General features: G+C 66.1%; 12 protein-coding genes and 1 pseudogene. 12 read left to right on the top strand and 1 reads right to left on the bottom strand.

Going from position 1 to position 17,467, the window contains the following annotated elements; all coding sequences use genetic code 11:
* Positions 1 to 421 precede the first annotated feature (421 nt).
* The 4 genes and pseudogenes from E3O45_RS17930 to metE all read left to right on the top strand — a co-directional run.
* Positions 422 to 577: pseudogene (locus E3O45_RS17930) on the top strand (chromate resistance protein ChrB domain-containing protein); the annotation flags it as partial.
* A 151-nt stretch (positions 578 to 728) separates the two neighbouring features.
* Entirely contained in the window at positions 729 to 2,132 is a 1,404-nt protein-coding gene (chrA, locus tag E3O45_RS05620) for a chromate efflux transporter (RefSeq protein ID WP_134442421.1), read from the top strand.
* A 680-nt stretch (positions 2,133 to 2,812) separates the two neighbouring features.
* Positions 2,813 to 3,778: a methylenetetrahydrofolate reductase gene (locus E3O45_RS05615; RefSeq protein ID WP_174843055.1), complete on the top strand. Its 966-nt coding sequence runs from the start codon at positions 2,813 to 2,815 to the stop codon at positions 3,776 to 3,778.
* 87 nt (positions 3,779 to 3,865) lie between these two features.
* A complete protein-coding gene (gene metE / locus E3O45_RS05610) occupies positions 3,866 to 6,211 on the top strand; it encodes a 5-methyltetrahydropteroyltriglutamate--homocysteine S-methyltransferase (protein ID WP_134442419.1) in 2,346 nt (781 codons plus the stop codon).
* Between the two features lie 107 nt (positions 6,212 to 6,318).
* Here the strand turns inward: metE and lexA are convergent, their stop codons facing one another.
* Entirely contained in the window at positions 6,319 to 7,023 is a 705-nt protein-coding gene (lexA, locus tag E3O45_RS05605; protein WP_104132437.1) for a transcriptional repressor LexA, read from the bottom strand.
* A 290-nt stretch (positions 7,024 to 7,313) separates the two neighbouring features.
* Between lexA and E3O45_RS05600 the strand changes: the two genes are divergently transcribed.
* The 8 genes from E3O45_RS05600 (at position 7,314) to E3O45_RS05565 (ending at position 17,417) form a co-directional block, all read left to right on the top strand.
* On the top strand, positions 7,314 to 7,727 hold the full coding sequence (locus E3O45_RS05600; RefSeq protein ID WP_134442418.1) for a LysM peptidoglycan-binding domain-containing protein: 414 nt from the start codon (positions 7,314 to 7,316) through the stop codon (positions 7,725 to 7,727).
* Between the two features lie 31 nt (positions 7,728 to 7,758).
* Complete coding sequence (locus E3O45_RS05595) at positions 7,759 to 8,883, top strand: histidinol-phosphate transaminase (protein ID WP_134442416.1); 1,125 nt, start codon at positions 7,759 to 7,761, stop codon at positions 8,881 to 8,883.
* A gap of 9 nt (positions 8,884 to 8,892) precedes the next feature.
* On the top strand, positions 8,893 to 9,516 hold the full coding sequence (gene hisB / locus E3O45_RS05590) for an imidazoleglycerol-phosphate dehydratase HisB (RefSeq protein ID WP_134442414.1): 624 nt from the start codon (positions 8,893 to 8,895) through the stop codon (positions 9,514 to 9,516).
* The gene (gene hisH / locus E3O45_RS05585; protein ID WP_134442412.1) at positions 9,513 to 10,145 is read left to right on the top strand and encodes an imidazole glycerol phosphate synthase subunit HisH; all 633 of its coding nucleotides are present in this window, start codon (positions 9,513 to 9,515) and stop codon (positions 10,143 to 10,145) included. The genes hisB and hisH overlap by 4 nt, the downstream gene beginning before the upstream one ends.
* A 93-nt stretch (positions 10,146 to 10,238) precedes the next feature.
* Positions 10,239 to 10,985: a bifunctional 1-(5-phosphoribosyl)-5-((5-phosphoribosylamino)methylideneamino)imidazole-4-carboxamide isomerase/phosphoribosylanthranilate isomerase PriA gene (gene priA / locus E3O45_RS05580; RefSeq protein WP_092449858.1), complete on the top strand. Its 747-nt coding sequence runs from the start codon at positions 10,239 to 10,241 to the stop codon at positions 10,983 to 10,985.
* The gene (locus tag E3O45_RS05575; RefSeq protein ID WP_134442411.1) at positions 10,985 to 11,824 is read left to right on the top strand and encodes an SseB family protein; all 840 of its coding nucleotides are present in this window, start codon (positions 10,985 to 10,987) and stop codon (positions 11,822 to 11,824) included. The genes priA and E3O45_RS05575 overlap by 1 nt, the downstream gene beginning before the upstream one ends.
* A 48-nt stretch (positions 11,825 to 11,872) precedes the next feature.
* Positions 11,873 to 16,636 (top strand): ATP-dependent helicase, encoded by a 4,764-nt coding sequence (locus E3O45_RS05570; RefSeq protein WP_134442409.1) that lies wholly within the window; start codon positions 11,873 to 11,875, stop codon positions 16,634 to 16,636.
* A complete protein-coding gene (locus E3O45_RS05565; protein WP_134442407.1) occupies positions 16,629 to 17,417 on the top strand; it encodes a DNA-formamidopyrimidine glycosylase family protein in 789 nt (262 codons plus the stop codon). Before E3O45_RS05570 ends, E3O45_RS05565 begins: the two co-directional genes overlap by 8 nt.
* Positions 17,418 to 17,467 lie beyond the last annotated feature (50 nt).

Genomic DNA, 17,467 nt, shown 5'->3' with positions numbered 1-17,467 from the left:
AGATTTCGTCTTCTTCGTCACAGCATCAAGTGTCGTCATCACGGCACCTTTCCCGCCAGACCCAAGTCCGGCGCGTCAGGCCGGAAACACCGTTTAAGAGACAGTCCCAGACGGCGTCCTTCCCGGCTACGGCTCGTCCAACGGTTCATCACGTTGTGCGGGCCGTTTCTGGTTTCTGGAGCCCGTCCACGAGCAACGTGCGCAACGGTCCCGGTTTGGAAACTCGATAATCATATCCCGACGCTGGTTTCGGCATGACGGGCGGCGGAGTCATGCGGCGTGCTGGGGTGGAGACTCTCCAGTGAGGTTGATGAATTTACGGCGAAAGGTCGCGGTGAGGGTTTTCCCGAGGACGGCATCATGAGGGCCTCGGCGGCTCGGGTGAGGTTGAGCCATCGTGAAGTGGGCCACGCGCGAACATATGCATATCGACCGGGCCGCATGCGCCTGGCTCATAACCCGATTCATCGATGCGGATGCGCAGTTCATCTTCGTCGCCGACCCGGCCGACGTTCCGACAGGTGCGACGGCATTCGACATGCGCGGCGCTGAGCACTCCCACCAGGGCGCTGACTGCACGTTCGAAACGATCCTGCGCCGGCACGAACTAGCCGATCCCGTACTCTGGAAATCGGCCAGATCGTCCATGAGGCCGACCTCGAGGATGGCCGCTTCGACGCAGCCTGCTCCACGGCCGCGAAGCCTCCTGACGATACGAGAACTGCACTGTGAAACCCAAGAATGCCCGGCCAGCGTCCGCAACGGATGCCGCCGAGACCCGAGACCTGGTCCCGTTCCGAGACGCCCTGCGCGTCTGGTTCCTCGTCTCGCTCGAGACTTTCGGCGGGCCGGCCGGACAGATCGCCGTCATGCACCGCATCCTCGTCGAAGAGAAACGGTGGATCGGACACCGCCGCTTCCAGCACGCCATGAACTTCTGTGTCATGCTCCCCGGCCCCGAGGCGCAACAGCTGGCCATCTACATCGGCTGGCTGCTCAACGGCAAACGCGGCGGCCTGGTCGCCGGCACCCTGTTCGTCCTTCCCGGAGTTGTCGCCCTCCTTGCCCTGTCGGCCATCTTCGTGGCCTACGGTGACGCCCCCGTGGTCGCAGCTCTCTTCACCGGCATCGCCGCCGCCACACTGATCATCGTGGGTCAAGCCATTGTGAAGGTTGGCCGACGGTCCCTCGTCCACCCCGCCTTGGTCGTGCTCGCCGTCGCTGCGTTCGCCGCCCTGGCCCTGTTTGCAGTTCCCTTCCCCGTTGTGATCCTCATCGCAGCCCTGACCGGCTGGCTCCTCACACGCTATGTGCCCGGCGTAGCGAAGAAGATCGACGGCAGCGGCGATGCACCCGACGGAATCCAACCCGTCATCGCCGATAACGCGCTCAACGCCGGGAAGCCCTCCGCGGTGAGCGCGGGCAAGGTCCTGGCCGTGGGGCTGACACTGTGGATCCTGCCCATAATCGCCGTAGTTTTTTTCACCGGGATCGGCTCGGTATTCACGCAGCAGGGCGTGTTCTTCTCCACCATGGCCCTGGTCACCTTCGGTGGCGCGTACGCCGTGCTGGCCTACGTCGCCCAGCAAGCCGTGGAGGTCTTCCACTGGCTCACCCCCGGAGAAATGGCCCGCGGACTCGGTCTGGCCGAGACCACACCCGGACCCCTGATTATGGTCGTCCAGTTCGTCGGCTTCATCGGCGCCTACCGCAACCCCGGCGACCTCGACCCCTGGGTCGCAGCCATCATCGGAGCACTCCTGACCACCTGGGTCACCTTCGTGCCCTGCTTCATTTTCATCTTCCTCGGCGCACCCCACATCGAACGGCTCCGCGGCAACCGCCACCTCTCCGGCGCACTCACCGGCATCACTGCGGCGGTCGTCGGAGTCATCGCCAATCTCGCCGTCTTCTTCGCCATCAACATCCTCTTCTCCGAAACGTTCCGCCTCGACTCCGGGCCGCTGCAACTCCAGCTGCCCGTGCTCAGCTCGCTGAGCATCCTGCCGGTCGCCGTCGCAGCAGTCGCCGCGGTGCTCATGCTGAAACTCCGGTGGACCGCACTGCGCACCATCGGCGTGTGCGCCCTCCTCGGTCTCGCCGCCGGTCTACTCGAGCTGGCCACCGCATAGATATATTTCCGGACGCTCGGCGCCCCGCCAGCGACATATAGCGAACACAGAATGCCGCCACCAAACGGCAAAATCCACATGGTACGTCGATTCGACCGCAGTCTCAGTCTGCGTGAAAAATCGGCGACGTTCTCGCTCCTTGTCCGGACTTCATCACATCCGGTCAGGGAGATCAACTTGCCGAATGATCGTTTCGAGTCCGTCCGGACATGTCTGTAGTGACGGACCCTTCAGACTTGGAGCAACATATGAACGCAGCAGACCCACTCGACGTGATGCTTGACCAATCATCACCGAGGACGGTGACGATCACGCCGAGTGTGCAGCGCGATCTTGAGGTAACGAATAGGCGTCGTAGCCGCCGGTCTCCGGCAGTACGGGAAGCGCCGAAATCGGTGACACCGTAGGGGACCAGCCACCCGCGCGGCCTCAACACCTATCCCGTCCCCTGGGCCAGCGGATAGATGCCGTCTGACCGCACGGATGACACGAACTGTCATATTCGCATCGCTCGACGTTGGTGTTGTTACTGTCTAATCAATCGTTGCCGACGGAATTCATTCCCCGGCATGGAGCGACAGCCGAGCCCGGCATCCGCCCGCGAAGAACCGCCAGCACGCTGGCGCGTCCGCGGCCGCCCGGCCATCACCCGCTGTACTGCTTCTGCCGAATGAGGAACCATGACCACGACAGGAATTTCCGCGTGTAACGCCCGCCCGGCGTTCTCGTTCGAGGTGTACCCGCCCAAATCGGCGGCCGCAGCATCCGCTCTAATGAGCACTATCGACCACCTGGCCGCCGCCGGCCCCGAGTTCATCTCGGTCACCTACGGCGCCAACGGCTCCTCGCGCAACTCTTCTCTGGACGTGCTGCGCTACATCAAAAATCACACCGAAGCGGATGCGATGGCGCACCTCACCTGCGTCGGCTCCTCGCACGCAGAGGCCAGCCGCCTCATTCGGGAGTTCCTCGACGCCGGCATACGCAGCTTTCTGGCCATTCGCGGCGACGCACCGCCGGGCGCGGTCGAAGGCGACAACACTTTTCTCGGGGATCTGCACAGCGCGGGGGAGCTGGTGCAGCTCATTCACCGCGTGCAGACCGAACGGGTGCCGTACATCGAGACGGTGATTCCGGGTCTGCCCGGCGCCCGCGGGGTGAAAACGGAACGCAGCAAGGTGCGCATCGGGGTCGCGGCCTTTCCGAACGGACACCCCAACTCCCGGTCGGTCAGCCAGGACATCGACACCCTGCTGGCCAAGCAAGCAGCTGGTGCCAACCTCGCCATCACCCAACTCTTCTTCCACGCCGACGACTACCTGAGCTTCATCCAGCGGGCTCGCTCGGCCGGGGTGCTCTTTCCCATTCTTCCCGGCATCATGCCGGTGACCAGCCCGAACCGGTTGCGCCGAATTCTGCAGCTCTCCGGGGAGAAGCTGCCGGCCGGCCTGTCCATCGACCTTGAAGTCGAACCGACCGAGGAAGGGCAGCGCCAGATCGGCATCGACTACGCCGTGCGCCTCGGGCAGGATGTGCTTGCGGGCGGCGCCCCCGGACTCCACCTCTACGCCTTCAACCAACACGACACAGTGCTGCAGGTTCTCGAGGGGTGTGGGGCGCTTCCGGTGCCGGCAGTAATGCTTTAGGCCTCACGCCCGCTTCAGCGTGTAGGCCGCGAACTCGTTCGTTATTTTGCGCCATTCCAACGACCAATCTCCAGTGAAGGAATCTCCATGCCCATTTCACCCGCATTTCCCACCGGTACCATCCTCGGCTACCCGCGTATCGGTCGCCGGCGCGAGCTCAAGAAGGCCGTCGAAGCGTTCTGGTCTGGGGCGATCGACGCGGTCGCTGTGGAGAGCGTGGCCGCCGAACTGCGCTCGGCCACCCGGGAACGGCTCGTTGACCTCGGGCTCGGCCGCGCCGACTCGTCGATCCCCGAGTCGTTCTCGTACTACGACCAGGTGCTGGACACCATTGTCGCCGTTGGAGCGATTCCCACCCGGTTTGCCTCGCTCGTCGGTGCTGATGGAACCATCGACCTGGCCGGGTATTTCACCCTGGCCCGCGGCGAGGGCGAGAACCTGCCGCTTGAGATGACCAAGTGGTTCGACTCGAACTACCACTACCTCGTGCCCGAGATTGGCCCGGAGACCGTGTTCTCGTTGGCCGGTGACCGCATCGTGCGCGAGTTTCTCGAGGCCAAGGCGGCCGGTTTCCTCACCCGTCCGGTGCTCGTCGGTCCGGTCACCTTTCTACTGCTCAGCAAGGCCAGCGATGAGGCGCCAGCCGGGTTCTCCCCGCTGTCCCGGCTCGACGACATCCTTCCTGTCTACGCAGCGCTGCTATCCCGGCTAGCGGATGCCGGCGCCGACTGGGTGCAGCTCGACGAGCCGGGACTGGTCAGCGAATCGATCGATGTGCCACGCGGGGACACGCTGGCGGCGGTCGCATCCGCTTATGGCGTGCTCGGTCGGCTCAGTGGCCGCCCCGCCCTGTTTGTCGCGGCGCCCTACGGCAGTCTCGATGATGCCCTGCCGGTTCTTGCCAGTACTACCGTCGAGGCGATCGGCCTCGACCTGGTTCGGGGCACCCTGCCGCAGGCAGTGCCCGGGCTGGCCGCCAAGACCCTCGTTGCCGGGGTGATTGACGGGCATAACATCTGGCGCGGCGACCTGGCAGGCGCTTTCGAGCGCGCCGAGAGCGTGCGCGCGCTGTCCGACTCCGTCACCGTATCCACCTCAACGTCGCTGCTGCACGTGCCGCACGACGTGCTGGATGAGACCTCGTTGCCGCTCGACCTGACCAGCTGGCTGGCCTTTGCCGACCAGAAGGTGGGCCAGGTCGTAACCCTCGCGCTCGGCCTCGCTGAGGGGCAGGCGGCCATTGCCAATCCGCTCGCGGATGCCGCTGCCGCGCTGACCGCGCGTCTCGCCGCTCCGGGGGTGCGCGACGGTTCGGTGCGAGCGCGTTCGGCCGCACTCACCGACGCCGATTTCACCCGTGGTGCCTACGCCGATCGCCTGACTGCTCAGAATGTTGCGCTGCAGCTGCCGTCGCTGCCCACGACCACGATCGGATCCTTCCCGCAGACCGCAGACATTCGCCGGGCACGCGCCCAGTTTCTCAAAGGAAACCTGCCAGCCGATGACTACCGCGACCTGATGCGCGCCGAGATCGGCCGCGTCGTCGCCCTGCAGGAAGAGATCGGACTCGACGTGCTCGTGCACGGGGAACCCGAGCGCAACGACATGGTGCAGTATTTTGCTGAGAACCTCGACGGGTTCACCGTGACCGAGAACGGCTGGGTGCAGTCCTACGGCAGCCGCTGCACCCGGCCATCCATTCTGTGGGGCGACGTCTCGCGCCCGGCCCCGATCACGGTGGACTGGTCGGTGTACACGCAGAGCCTGACAGCCAAGCCGGTCAAGGGCATGCTCACCGGACCGGTGACCATTCTGGCCTGGTCGTTCGTGCGTGACGACCAGCCGCTTGGCGAGACCGCTCGCCAGGTCGCCCTTGCCCTGCGCGATGAAATCGGCGACCTGGAAGCTGCGGGCATCAAGATCGTTCAGGTCGACGAGCCGGCCTTGCGGGAGCTGCTGCCGCTAAAGAAGAAGGACCACGCCGACTACCTGGACTGGTCGGTCGGCTCCTTTCGGCTGGCCACGGCCGGGGTCGCGGAAGCGACTCAAATTCACACGCACCTCTGCTACTCGGAGTTCGGCGTCGTCATCGAGGCTATCCGCAACCTCGACGCCGACGTCACGAGCATCGAAGCGGCCCGCTCGCGCATGGAGGTGGTCCAGCAGATTGAGGCCGGCGGGTTCAACCACGGCATCGGGGCCGGCATCTATGACATCCACTCGCCGCGAGTACCCAGTGTCGACGAGCTGACGACCCTGCTGGACACCGCCCTGGAATCCATCCCCGAACGCCAGGTCTGGGTGAACCCGGACTGCGGGCTCAAGACGCGTGGCTACGAGGAGACGGTGCAGTCCCTGCACAACATGCTGGCTGCGACCCGGGTGGTGCGCGATCGCCGCGCTGCCGATCTGAGAGCTAGCCTCACCCGGTAGCTCACTCGCGTACCTGGCGCCAGCCGGCAGTCTTCAGGCCCGATCACCGGTTAGTGGTCGGGCCTCGCGCCGTGCTTCTGTTCTCTTCTTTGCTTGAAGGTGACTCGCTAGACCGAGCGCAATACGGCGACGACCTTGCCGAGGATGTCGGCGTAGTCGCCGACGATGGGCTCGAAGTTACTGTTGCGCGGCAGCAGCCAGGTATGGCCGTCGCGCTTGCGCAGTACCTTCACGGTGGCCTCGTTGTCGAGCATGGCCGCCACGATTTCGCCGTTCTCCGCGGTCTTCTGCTGGCGAACGACAACCCAGTCACCGTCGCAGATCGCCGCATCGATCATCGACTCACCGACGACCTTGAGCATGAACAGCTCCCCCTGGCCGACGAGCTGGCGGGGGAGCGGGAAGATCTCGTCGATCTGCTGATCTGCCGTGATCGGAATGCCGGCAGCGATTCGACCGACGAGGGGAACCATCGCAGCGTCGCCGACCTGCACGCCCGGGTGAAAACTGTCCTGGTCGCCGGTTCCGACGTCTTCGGGCGCGCGTTGAATCTCGATGAGTACCTCGAGTGCGCGAGGACGATTCGGGTCACGACGCAGATAGCCGCTCAGCTCAAGCTGGTTGAGCTGGTGAGTCACGCTCGATAGCGAGGCGAGGCCGACGGCGTCACCGATCTCACGCATGCTCGGCGGGTAGCCGCGCGAGCTGACCGAACGCTGAATAACGTCGAGGATGGCGAGCTGGCGCGGGCTCAAACTCTTGCGGCGCCGAGTGCCGCCCTTGTCGCGGGTACCGCCGGTGCTTTGTGTCACGAGAAGCGCTCCTTGCGTCGGTCCCGCGCGGGTTAGAGGACGTCTCGCGGGAATGTCGGTGGTGTCTGGTTGAGTAGCAATCAAGCAATTGACCTATCGAAAGTTTATCCAGTTCTCGGCCTTGAAACAAACACTTATTCGAGTGTGTTGCGTGATTTTCCGGGCAGAGACGAGAAAAAGCTTGCATGTTCGATTGTTCGAAGTTATATTCGGAACATAGTTTCGTATTCGGTCCTCCCGGCCGAGGGCCGAATACGAGACTCGCAGCCCGCCTACCTTGGAGGTTTGACATGACCACAGCATTTGCTCCCGCAGTTTCTCTCCCGCCCGTCACACGTCTTCGCCTCACCCGGCGTGGGCGAGTCGTCTTCACCACGCTCGCCGCATTGCCGGTCGTTCTGGGCGCCCTTGTATTTGCCGTCAATGGGGGAGCGGTGGGCGCCTCTGGGGCCGCCACCGGCATCGATCTCGTGTCGTACACAACCGACTCCGGCATCGTGGCCACGTTGGCCTATTCACCGACCGACGTCGGTTCAGCCCGATTCATCACGGTCGAACCCGGCCAAACTCTCTGGAACCTTGCTGAAGAGAACTTTCCCGCCGCCGACCCGCGCGACGTTGTCGCCGATATCAAGCGCATCAACGCCCTGTCGGTGGAAACGCTGCAGCCGGGCCAGCGCCTGGAAATCCCCGCCAACTCCTAAGTAGTGATGGGCAGCAGTACGGGGCCCTAGCATGGAGAGGGTGACCAGTCTCGAAGATCTTCCCCTCCGCACCAACCTGCACGGCCTGACGCCCTACGGTGCTCCGCAACTGCATGTTCCAGTGGCCCTGAACGTGAACGAGAACACGCACCCCATTCCTGAAGCGGTGGCCCGCGACATCCTCGCCGGCCTGGCCGAGGCCATCCGCTCGGTGAATCGGTATCCCGATCGAGAGTTCACCGCCCTGCGCGAGGCGCTCGCCCGCTACCTCGGCGAAGGACTGACCGCCGAGAATATCTGGGCGGCCAACGGCTCCAACGAGGTGCTGCAACAAGTGCTGCAGGCTTTCGGCGGACCGGGACGCAGCCTGCTGGGCTTTGCCCCGACCTACTCGATGTACTCGATCCTCGCGTCGGGAACCGACACCACCTGGATTGCCGGTGCCCGCGACGCTGACTACGAGCTGTCGCCAGCGACCGCCGTGAGCGAGATCACGCGTACCAAGCCCGATATCGTCTTTCTCTGCTCGCCGAACAACCCCACCGGTACGCCGCTCTCCCTCGAGACCATCGCCGCTGCCTATGACGCGACCGACGGCATCGTCGTGGTCGATGAGGCCTACGCCGAATTCGCTCCGGTCGGCACCCCGAGCGCGCTCACCCTGCTGCCTGGCCGGGAACGCCTGCTCGTCTCCCGAACGATGAGCAAGGCCTTCGCGTTCGCCGGTGCCCGTGTGGGCTACCTGGCTGCCGATCCGGCCGTAACGGATGCCCTGCGTCTGGTTCGCTTGCCGTACCACCTCTCGGCCCTGACCCAGGCGGCCGCAAACGCGGCCCTGGCGCACAGCGTCGAGATGCTCGCGATGGTCGATGACATTCGTGGGCAGCGCGATCGACTCGTTGTCGAGCTTGCGGGCCTGGGCTATGCCCCGCACCGCAGCTGGAGCAACTTCGTACTGTTCGGGGGAGTAGCCGACCCGCACGAGACCTTCGAGGCGCTGCTGGCTGAGGGAATTCTCATTCGCGATGTGGGCATCGCCCACCACCTGCGCGTGACCGCCGGCACCGAACAGGAGACGACCCTGTTCCTCGACGCCATCGCCCGACTTGGTCGCAGTGGTGGCCCCGGTCAAATTGCGCCCGCCCAAGCCGAATAAACTAGGTCCATGAGCTCACCTGCTGACATTCCCGCACCCCGCGTCGCACACCTGCAACGGGAGACGAGTGAATCCAGCATCGACCTGTCTCTGAACCTTGATGGCACCGGCGTCAGTGACATCCGTACCTCGGTTCCGTTCTTCGACCACCTGCTGACGGCGTTCGCCAAACACTCCCTGACCGACCTCACGGTGCGCGCCTCCGGCGACATCGAAATCGACGTGCACCACACCATCGAAGACGTCGGAATCGTGCTCGGTCAGGCCATTCGTCAGTCCCTTGGTGACAAATCGGGCATCTCCCGTTACGGTGACGCTCTCGTGCCCCTCGACGAGGCGCTGGCCCAGGCCGTGGTCGACATCTCCGGCCGCCCCTACCTCGTGCACACGGGCGAACCGGCCGGTTTTGAATTTCACCTCATCGGCGGACATTTTACCGGCTCCATGGTGCGTCACGTCTTCGAAGCGATTACTTTTCACGCCTGCCTGACCGTGCACGTGACCCTGCTTGGCGGGCGCGATCCGCACCACATTGCCGAGGCTGAATTCAAGGCCTTCGCCCGCGCCTTCCGACTCGCCAAGGCCCTCGATCCGCTGGTGCACGGTATTCCGTCGACCAAGGGAGCCCTATGACGAAGGTTGTCGTCTTCGACTACGGAACCGGAAACGTGCACTCCGCGGTCAAGGCGCTCGAGTTGGCCGGCGCCGAGGTCACCCTCACGAGCGACCGCACGACTGCATTGGAGGCCGACGGTCTCGTCGTGCCCGGAGTTGGAGCGTTCAGCGCCGTGATGGCAGCGCTCAAGTCCGTTCGCGGTGACGACATCGTCGACCGTCGTCTGGCCGGCGGCCGCCCGGTGCTCGGAATTTGCGTCGGCATGCAGGTCATGTTCGAGCATGGAGTGGAACGTGGCGTGGACACCGAGGGGCTCGGCGAATGGCCGGGAACGGTCACCGAGCTTCCCGCGAAGATCCTTCCGCACACGGGCTGGAACACCGTCACGAGCGCACCGAACTCTGAATTGTTCCGAGGCATCGAAGACGAGCGGTTCTACTTCGTGCACTCCTATGCCGCGCAATCCTGGACGCTTGAGGTCATGCCGCCGTTCCCAGAGCCCCGGCTGACCTGGGCCGATCATGGGGCGCCGTTCCTGGCCGCGATCGAGAACGGACCGCTCAGCGCCACCCAGTTTCACCCGGAGAAATCGGGGGAGGCAGGCATCCGCTTGTTGAAGAACTGGATCGGCACGCTGCACCGTTAGCCCGGCGAGCCTAGACTTCACAGTCCCATCCGCATCACAGCCACAGCCCCTGCAATTGGTCGCACAGCGCGACCGCACCAATCAAGGACACCAATGAGTGAGTTCAACAAGACACCGAGGCTCGTCCTCCTGCCCGCCGTCGATGTGGCCGGCGGCAAGGCGGTTCGCCTGACCCAGGGCGAGGCCGGCACGGAAACGAACTACGGTGACCCCGTCGACGCCGCGGCCGACTGGGCCAGGCAAGGTGCTGAGTGGATTCACCTCGTCGACCTCGACGCGGCCTTCGGCCGTGGCAGCAACACGGGTGTGATCAAGAAGGTCATTCGTCAGGTCAAGGGCGTGAACATCGAGCTCTCCGGCGGTATCCGCGATGACGAATCGCTCGAAGCGGCACTGACCACCGGCGTTAAACGCATCAACCTCGGCACCGCAGCGCTGGAAAACCCGGAGTGGGCGGCGAGCGTCATCGCACAATACGGTGAGGCCGTTGCCGTTGGCCTTGATGTACGCGGAACCACCCTGGCCGCGCGTGGCTGGACCAAAGATGGCGGGGACCTCTGGCAGGTCCTCGAACGGCTCGAAACAGCCGGGTGTGCCCGCTATGTGGTGACCGACGTCACCAAGGACGGCACTCTGCAGGGCCCGAACATTGACCTGCTGCGTCAGGTACTCGACCGCACGCGCAAGCCGGTCATTGCCTCCGGCGGCATTTCGAGCCTTGATGACATTCAAGCGTTGCGCAAGCTTGTGCCGCTGGGGCTTGAGGGTGCCATCGTGGGCAAGGCGCTCTACGCCGGCGCGTTCACGCTGGCCGAGGCCCTGGACGTCGCGGGGGACTAATGGCTCGGGCGCGAAACCTCGGCTCAACGGGAGACCCCTCGGGGCAGCCGGGCTCAGGACGACCTGGCGACGGGAATGAGTCAGCCAACACGGCCGACTCGGCCGGCCAGCCGTGGGCCGGACGGGAATTCGAGGCCAACCTCGACGCCGGTGATGACGGGGCCGCGCCCGCCGCCCTTGCCGCGGCGCTTGCCCGTTTTCAAGCTCGAGAGGCCGGCGAAGAAAGCGTCATCGATGCTATTCGCGGATCTCGCCTGCTCATTCCGCTGGTGACCAAGCTCGGCGAGGCCGCCGTGAACGCGCGCGGGCAGACCATCGATAAAACCCAGGAACTATCGATCATCACGGTTGAAGGGCCGGACGGCCGTACCGTGCTCCCAGTCTTCTCGTCGACCGCTGCCATGGCGGCGTGGAACCCCCTCGCAAGGCCCGTACCAGCGGATGCCGTGCGCGTCGCCCTGGCCGCCGCGCAGGAAGACACCGACCTCGTCGTGCTCGACCCGACATCCCCCGGGGAATTCATCATTCGGCGACCGGCGCTTTGGGCGATCGCCCAGTCGCTGCCGTGGACTCCGAGTTACGCGAGCCACTTCATCGCCGACGCTTTCACCGCATCAATCGCCACGGAACTCTCGGTGCTCTCGGTTCAGCTCATGGCGGGCGACCCGCTGGCGCAGCTCAAAGGTCCCGAACTCGTGGTCCAACTGGAATTGGTCGACGGCCTCACCCAGTCGGACCTTGACGCGATTCTGAGCCGCCTCGGCACCCGGTGGTCGGAGAGCGAGATCATCACGACCGGCGTGGATTCGCTGCGCGTCAAGCTCGTCGCCTCCGCGTAGGTTTCCGGGTGAAATCCGAATGTCGGTGGGGTGAGCGACAATAACGGTATGAGCGACGTTCTGGAACGATTCTCCCCGGCCGCTCGGGCCTGGTTCACCGAGGCTTTCGCGGCACCGACAGCAGCGCAGCTGGGAGCATGGGAGGCCATTTCGTTGGGTTCGCACGCCCTTGTGGTGGCTCCGACCGGGTCGGGCAAGACCCTCGCCGCGTTCCTGTGGGCCATTGACCGGCTGGCCACCGAGTCGGCCGCACCGGCCGCACCGGCCGTGCCCGCCGCTTCCACGCCCATCACTCGCGTGCCCGCCGCTTCCACGCCCATCACTCGCGTGCCCGCCGCTTCCACGCCCATCACTCGCGTGCCCGCCGCTTCCACGCCCAACACTCGCGTGCCCGCCGCTTCCACGCCCATCACTCGCGTGCTGTATATCTCGCCGCTCAAAGCACTCGGCGTCGATGTGGAACGCAACCTCACCGCTCCGCTCGTGGGAATCACCCGTTCGGCCCAGCGGCTCGGCCTGGAGCCGCCGCGCGTCACGGTTGGCGTGCGCTCGGGAGACACTCCGGCCGCCGACCGGCGCAAACTGGTCACCTCGCCGCCCGACATTCTTATCACCACCCCGGAGTCGTTGTTTCTCATGCTGACCTCGGCCGCCCGCGAATCGCTGCGCGGCGTGCAGACCGTCATCATCGATGAGGTGCACGCGGTCGCGGCGAGCAAACGCGGTGCACACCTGGCCGTCTCCCTCGAGCGACTCGACGCCCTGCTGAGCCGGCCGGCGCAACGTATCGGGCTCTCCGCCACGGTGCGGCCGCAGAGCGAGGTGGCCCGATTTCTCGGCGGCGCCGCACCCGTGCAGATCGTGGCTCCGCCCGCGCTGAAACGGTTCGACCTGCGGGTGGTCGTACCGGTGGACGACATGAGCGACCTCGGTCCGGTGCCGCAACGCGAAGGAGTCACGTCAGCTTCGGCGCCGCAGACCGGGTCGATCTGGCCCCACGTCGAGGAGGCCATCGTCGACGAGGTGCTTGCACACTCCTCCAGCATCGTGTTCGCAAACTCGCGCCGCCTCACCGAACGGCTCACGGCCCGGTTCAATGAAATCTATGCCGAGCGCCTGGCCGGGGAGGAGGCATCCGCTCTCGTGACGGTGTCGCAGGGGGACGCCCGGGCGGTGGGCAGCCCCGCGCCTGCCAGACCGCCAGCCGAGCTCATGGGCGCGAGCGGCGAGAGTGCGGGGGCCGAACCGCTGCTCGCTCGCGCGCATCACGGTTCGGTCAGCAAAGAGCAGCGCGCGCTCATTGAAGACGACCTGAAATCGGGGCGGCTGCGCTGTGTCGTCGCCACGTCGAGCCTTGAACTCGGCATTGATATGGGCGCCGTCGACTTGGTCGTGCAAGTGGAGTCACCGCCGTCGGTGTCGAGCGGGCTGCAACGGCTCGGCCGGGCCGGGCACCAGGTGGGTGAGATTTCGCGCGGGGTCATCTACCCCAAACATCGGGCCGACCTCATCCACGCCGCGGTCGCCGCCGAACGCATGGTCGCCGGTGCCATCGAATCGCTGCGGGTGCCGACCAATCCGCTCGATATCCTGGCCCAGCAGACGGTCGCGGCCTGCGCGCTTGAACCAATCGACGTCGAGACCTGGTTCGACACCGTGCGGCGCAGTGCACCCTTCGTAACCCTGCCCCGCTCCGCCTACGAGGCCACCCTCGACCTGCTGGCCGGTCGGTATCCCTCCGACCAGTTCGCAGAACTGCGCCCGCGCATCGTCTGGGATCGCGACGCCGGCACCCTCACCGGCCGCCCCGGCGCGCAACGGCTGGCCGTCACCAGTGGCGGCACCATTCCTGACCGCGGTCTATTTGGCGTCTTCATGGTCGGCGGAGAGCAGATCACCGGCAAGCGGGTCGGTGAACTCGACGAGGAGATGGTCTACGAGTCCCGCGTGAATGATGTCTTCGCGCTCGGCACCACGAGCTGGCGCATTCAGGAGATCACGCACGACCGAGTGCTCGTCGTGCCGGCGTTTGGGCAGCCCGGGAGGCTGCCGTTCTGGAAGGGCGACGGGCTGGGCCGCCCGGCCGAACTGGGCCAGGCCATCGGTGCCTTCGTGCGCGAGGTCGGCAGCCTGCCGGCCGACCAAGCCAGGGACCGCTGCGCCGTGGGTGGCCTCGACGACCGGGCGATCACTAACCTGCTGGCCTTTCTCGGCGAGCAACGCGCTGCCACCGGGCAACTGCCGACCGACCGCACGCTCGTGGTCGAACGCTTTCGGGACGAGCTGGGGGACTGGCGGGTCGTGTTGCATTCCCCGTATGGCACCCCGGTAAACGCGCCGTGGGCACTCGCGGTCGGTGCCCGCGTGCGCGAACGCTATGGAATCGACGGCTCCTGCGTGGCAAGTGACGACGGCATCGTCGTACGCATTCCCGACACCGAAACCGAGCCGCCCGGCAGCGAACTGTTCGTGTTCGACCCCGACGAGCTCGAGCAACTGGTCACCGACGAGGTTGGTGGCTCGGCTCTGTTCGCGTCCCGGTTTCGCGAGTGCGCCGCCCGAGCCCTGCTTCTGCCCCGCTACAAGCCCGGGGCGCGCTCACCGCTCTGGCAGCAACGCCAGAAGGCGGCGCAACTGCTCGACGTGGCCCGCACCTTCCCCACTTTTCCGATCATTCTCGAAACCCTGCGGGAATGCCTGCAAGACGTCTACGACCTGCCGGCCCTCGGGGTGCTGGCCCGACAGATCGCCTCGCGCGAACTGCGCCTGATCGAAATCACGACCGACACCGCGAGCCCGTTCGCGAGTACCCTGTTGTTCGGTTACGTCGCCGCCTTCATGTATGAGGGCGACACCCCGCTGGCCGAGCGGCGGGCGACCGCCCTCGCGATCGACTCGAGCCTGCTCGCCGAACTCCTGGGTCGGGTCGAGCTGCGGGAGCTGCTCGACCCAGCCGTCATCGACCAGACCGACCGGGAACTGCAGCGGCTCACCCCCGACTACCGGGCCAAGGGCGTTGAGGGTGTCGCGGACCTGCTGCGTACCCTGGGGCCGCTCAACACCAGCGAGGTCGCCGAGCGGATGCTCCTGCCCGCGCCCGAATCGCCGCACGTGCCCGGTGCGATGGGGGCAGAGCAGGCCCTGCTCGCTCTCGTTGATGCCCGCCGCGCCATCCGGGTCAACGTCGGCGGTGAGGATCGCTGGGCGGCGGTCGAAGACGCCAGCCGGTTGCGCGATGCCCTCGGCGTTCCCCTGCCGATCGGCGTTCCCGCCGCCTTCACCGAATCCGCGCCTGATCCGCTCGGTGATCTGGTGAGCCGGTATGCACGTTCCCACGGGCCCTTCACAACGAATGCCGTCGCCGACCGGTTTGGTCTCGGTACGGCCGTCGTCCAAATCGCCCTCGGCCGACTCGCCGATGCCCGACGCATCGTGGCCGGAGAGTTTCGACCCAACGGCAGCGGCCTGGAATGGTGTGACGCCGAGGTGCTGCGGCGGCTCCGCCGCCGTTCCCTCGCCGCGCTCCGGCACGAGGTCGAACCGGTCGACCAACGGGCGATCGGCCGGTTTCTGCCGGCCTGGCAGCACGTGGGCGGAAAGCTGCGCGGAATCGACGGAGTCGCATCCGTTGTTGAGCAGCTGGAGGGGGCGCGCATTCCGGCATCCGCGTGGGAGACGCTCATTCTGCCCGCCCGGGTCAGCGACTACCGTCCGGGTATGCTCGACGAACTCACCAACGCGGGCGAGGTTCTCTGGGCCGGTGCGGGAACGCTTGCCGGCAATGACGGCTGGGTGAGCCTGCACCTCGCCGAAACCGCCCAGCTCACCCTGCCGGTACCGATCGACGTCGAAACGACGCCCCTGCAACAGGAGATCCTGGCGACCCTGGGCAGTAATGGTGCCTACTTCTTTCGGCAACTTGCCGATGCCGTCGGTAGCCAGAATGACCAGGAATTGGTGCATGCGCTGTGGGACCTGGTCTGGGCCGGCCTGATCACCAATGACACCTTCGCCCCGATCCGGTCGCTTCTCTCCGGCGGTCACACCGCGCATCGCCCGAGCCGGGCCGTGCCCCGGGCACGCCTGCACCGCGGGCGGTCGATGCCCCGGCCGAGCCTGGCGAGCCGCGGCGGACCACCGACGGTGTCTGGTCGCTGGTCGATTCTGCCCGTGGCCGACGACTCACCGACCCGCCGCGCGCACGCCCTGGGGGAGACCCTGCTCGAACGCTACGGAGTCGTGACGCGCGGCGCGGTCATGGCCGAGAACGTCATCGGCGGATTCTCCCTCGTCTACCGCACGCTCACCGGATTCGAGGAGATGGCGCGCTGCCGACGCGGCTACTTCATCGAGGGGCTCGGCGCTGCCCAGTTCGCCACCGGCGGCACCATCGACCGGCTGCGCACCTTCGCCGCCGGGGTAGCAGACTCGTCGGTCGGGCATCCGGCCGTGGTGACCTTGGCCGCGACCGACCCGGCGAACGCGTACGGTGCTGCCCTGCCGTGGCCGGCGCTCCCCGGCGACACCACCCATCGCCCGGGCCGGAAGGCGGGTGCACTCGTCGTTCTCGTCGATGGCGCCCTCGTGCTCTACGTCGAGCGCGGCGGCAAGACCGTGGTCGCCTTCGAGACGGATGAGGCCACGCTCGCGGCCGCCACGGCGAGCCTGGCTGCTCTGGTCACAACGGGTCGCATCCAGAAAATCGCGGTCGAAACGGCCAACGGCGTGTTCGTCATGGGCACCGAGGTGGGTGCGGCTCTGCGCGCCGCGGGATTCACCGAGACTCCAAAAGGGCTGAGGCTTCGTGCCTGAGGGCGATACCGTCTATCGCACGGCCCGAACCCTCGACCAGGCGCTGCGTGGCAGTATTCTCACCGGCTGCGACATCCGCGTGCCGGCCTTCGCGACCGTCGATCTCACGGGCCAGACCGTGCACGAGGTCGTCAGTCGCGGCAAACATCTGCTGCACCGGGTCGGCGAGACGAGCATCCACTCGCATCTGAAAATGGAGGGCGCCTGGCACCTGTACCGGCCCGGCACGCGGTGGCAGCGGCCGGCGTTCCAGGCGCGCATTGTGCTGCAGACCCTGGACTGGGTCGCGGTCGGGTTCGAGCTTGGTGTGCTGGAGCTGGTTCCCACCCGGGCCGAGTCGGAGGTGGTCGGCTATCTCGGACCCGACCTGCTCGACACCGAATGGAGTGCGGGCAACAGCGCCGAGGCAGCCACGCGCCTCGCTGCTCGGCCCGAACAATCGGTCATTCTGGCCCTCGCCGATCAGCGCAATCTCGCCGGGCTCGGCAACGTCTATGTCAACGAACTCTGCTTTCTGCGCGGACTATTGCCGACCCGGCCCCTGGCCGAGGTCACCGACGTCCCCGGACTCGTCGCCCTGGCCCGGCGCCTGCTCCTGGCCAATAAAGACCGCGACGAACGCACGACCACCGGCAACCTGCGCCGCGGCGCCCAGACCTGGGTCTACGGGCGAGGCGGTCAGGCGTGCCGACGCTGCGGAACCCACATTCAACGCAGCACTCTCGGTCGCAGCGATGTCGAGCAGCGCAATACATTCTGGTGCCCGCACTGCCAGACCTGACTCAAGCTGCGCAGAACGGATGCCGTCGGTCGGGTGACCGGCGGCATCCG

This window comes from Cryobacterium sp. TMS1-20-1 (genome assembly GCF_004402355.1).
GTDB classification, from domain to species: domain Bacteria; phylum Actinomycetota; class Actinomycetes; order Actinomycetales; family Microbacteriaceae; genus Cryobacterium; species Cryobacterium levicorallinum.
The sequence above is the reverse complement of the archived record's forward strand: the minus strand, read 5'-3'. Positions and strand labels throughout refer to the sequence as shown.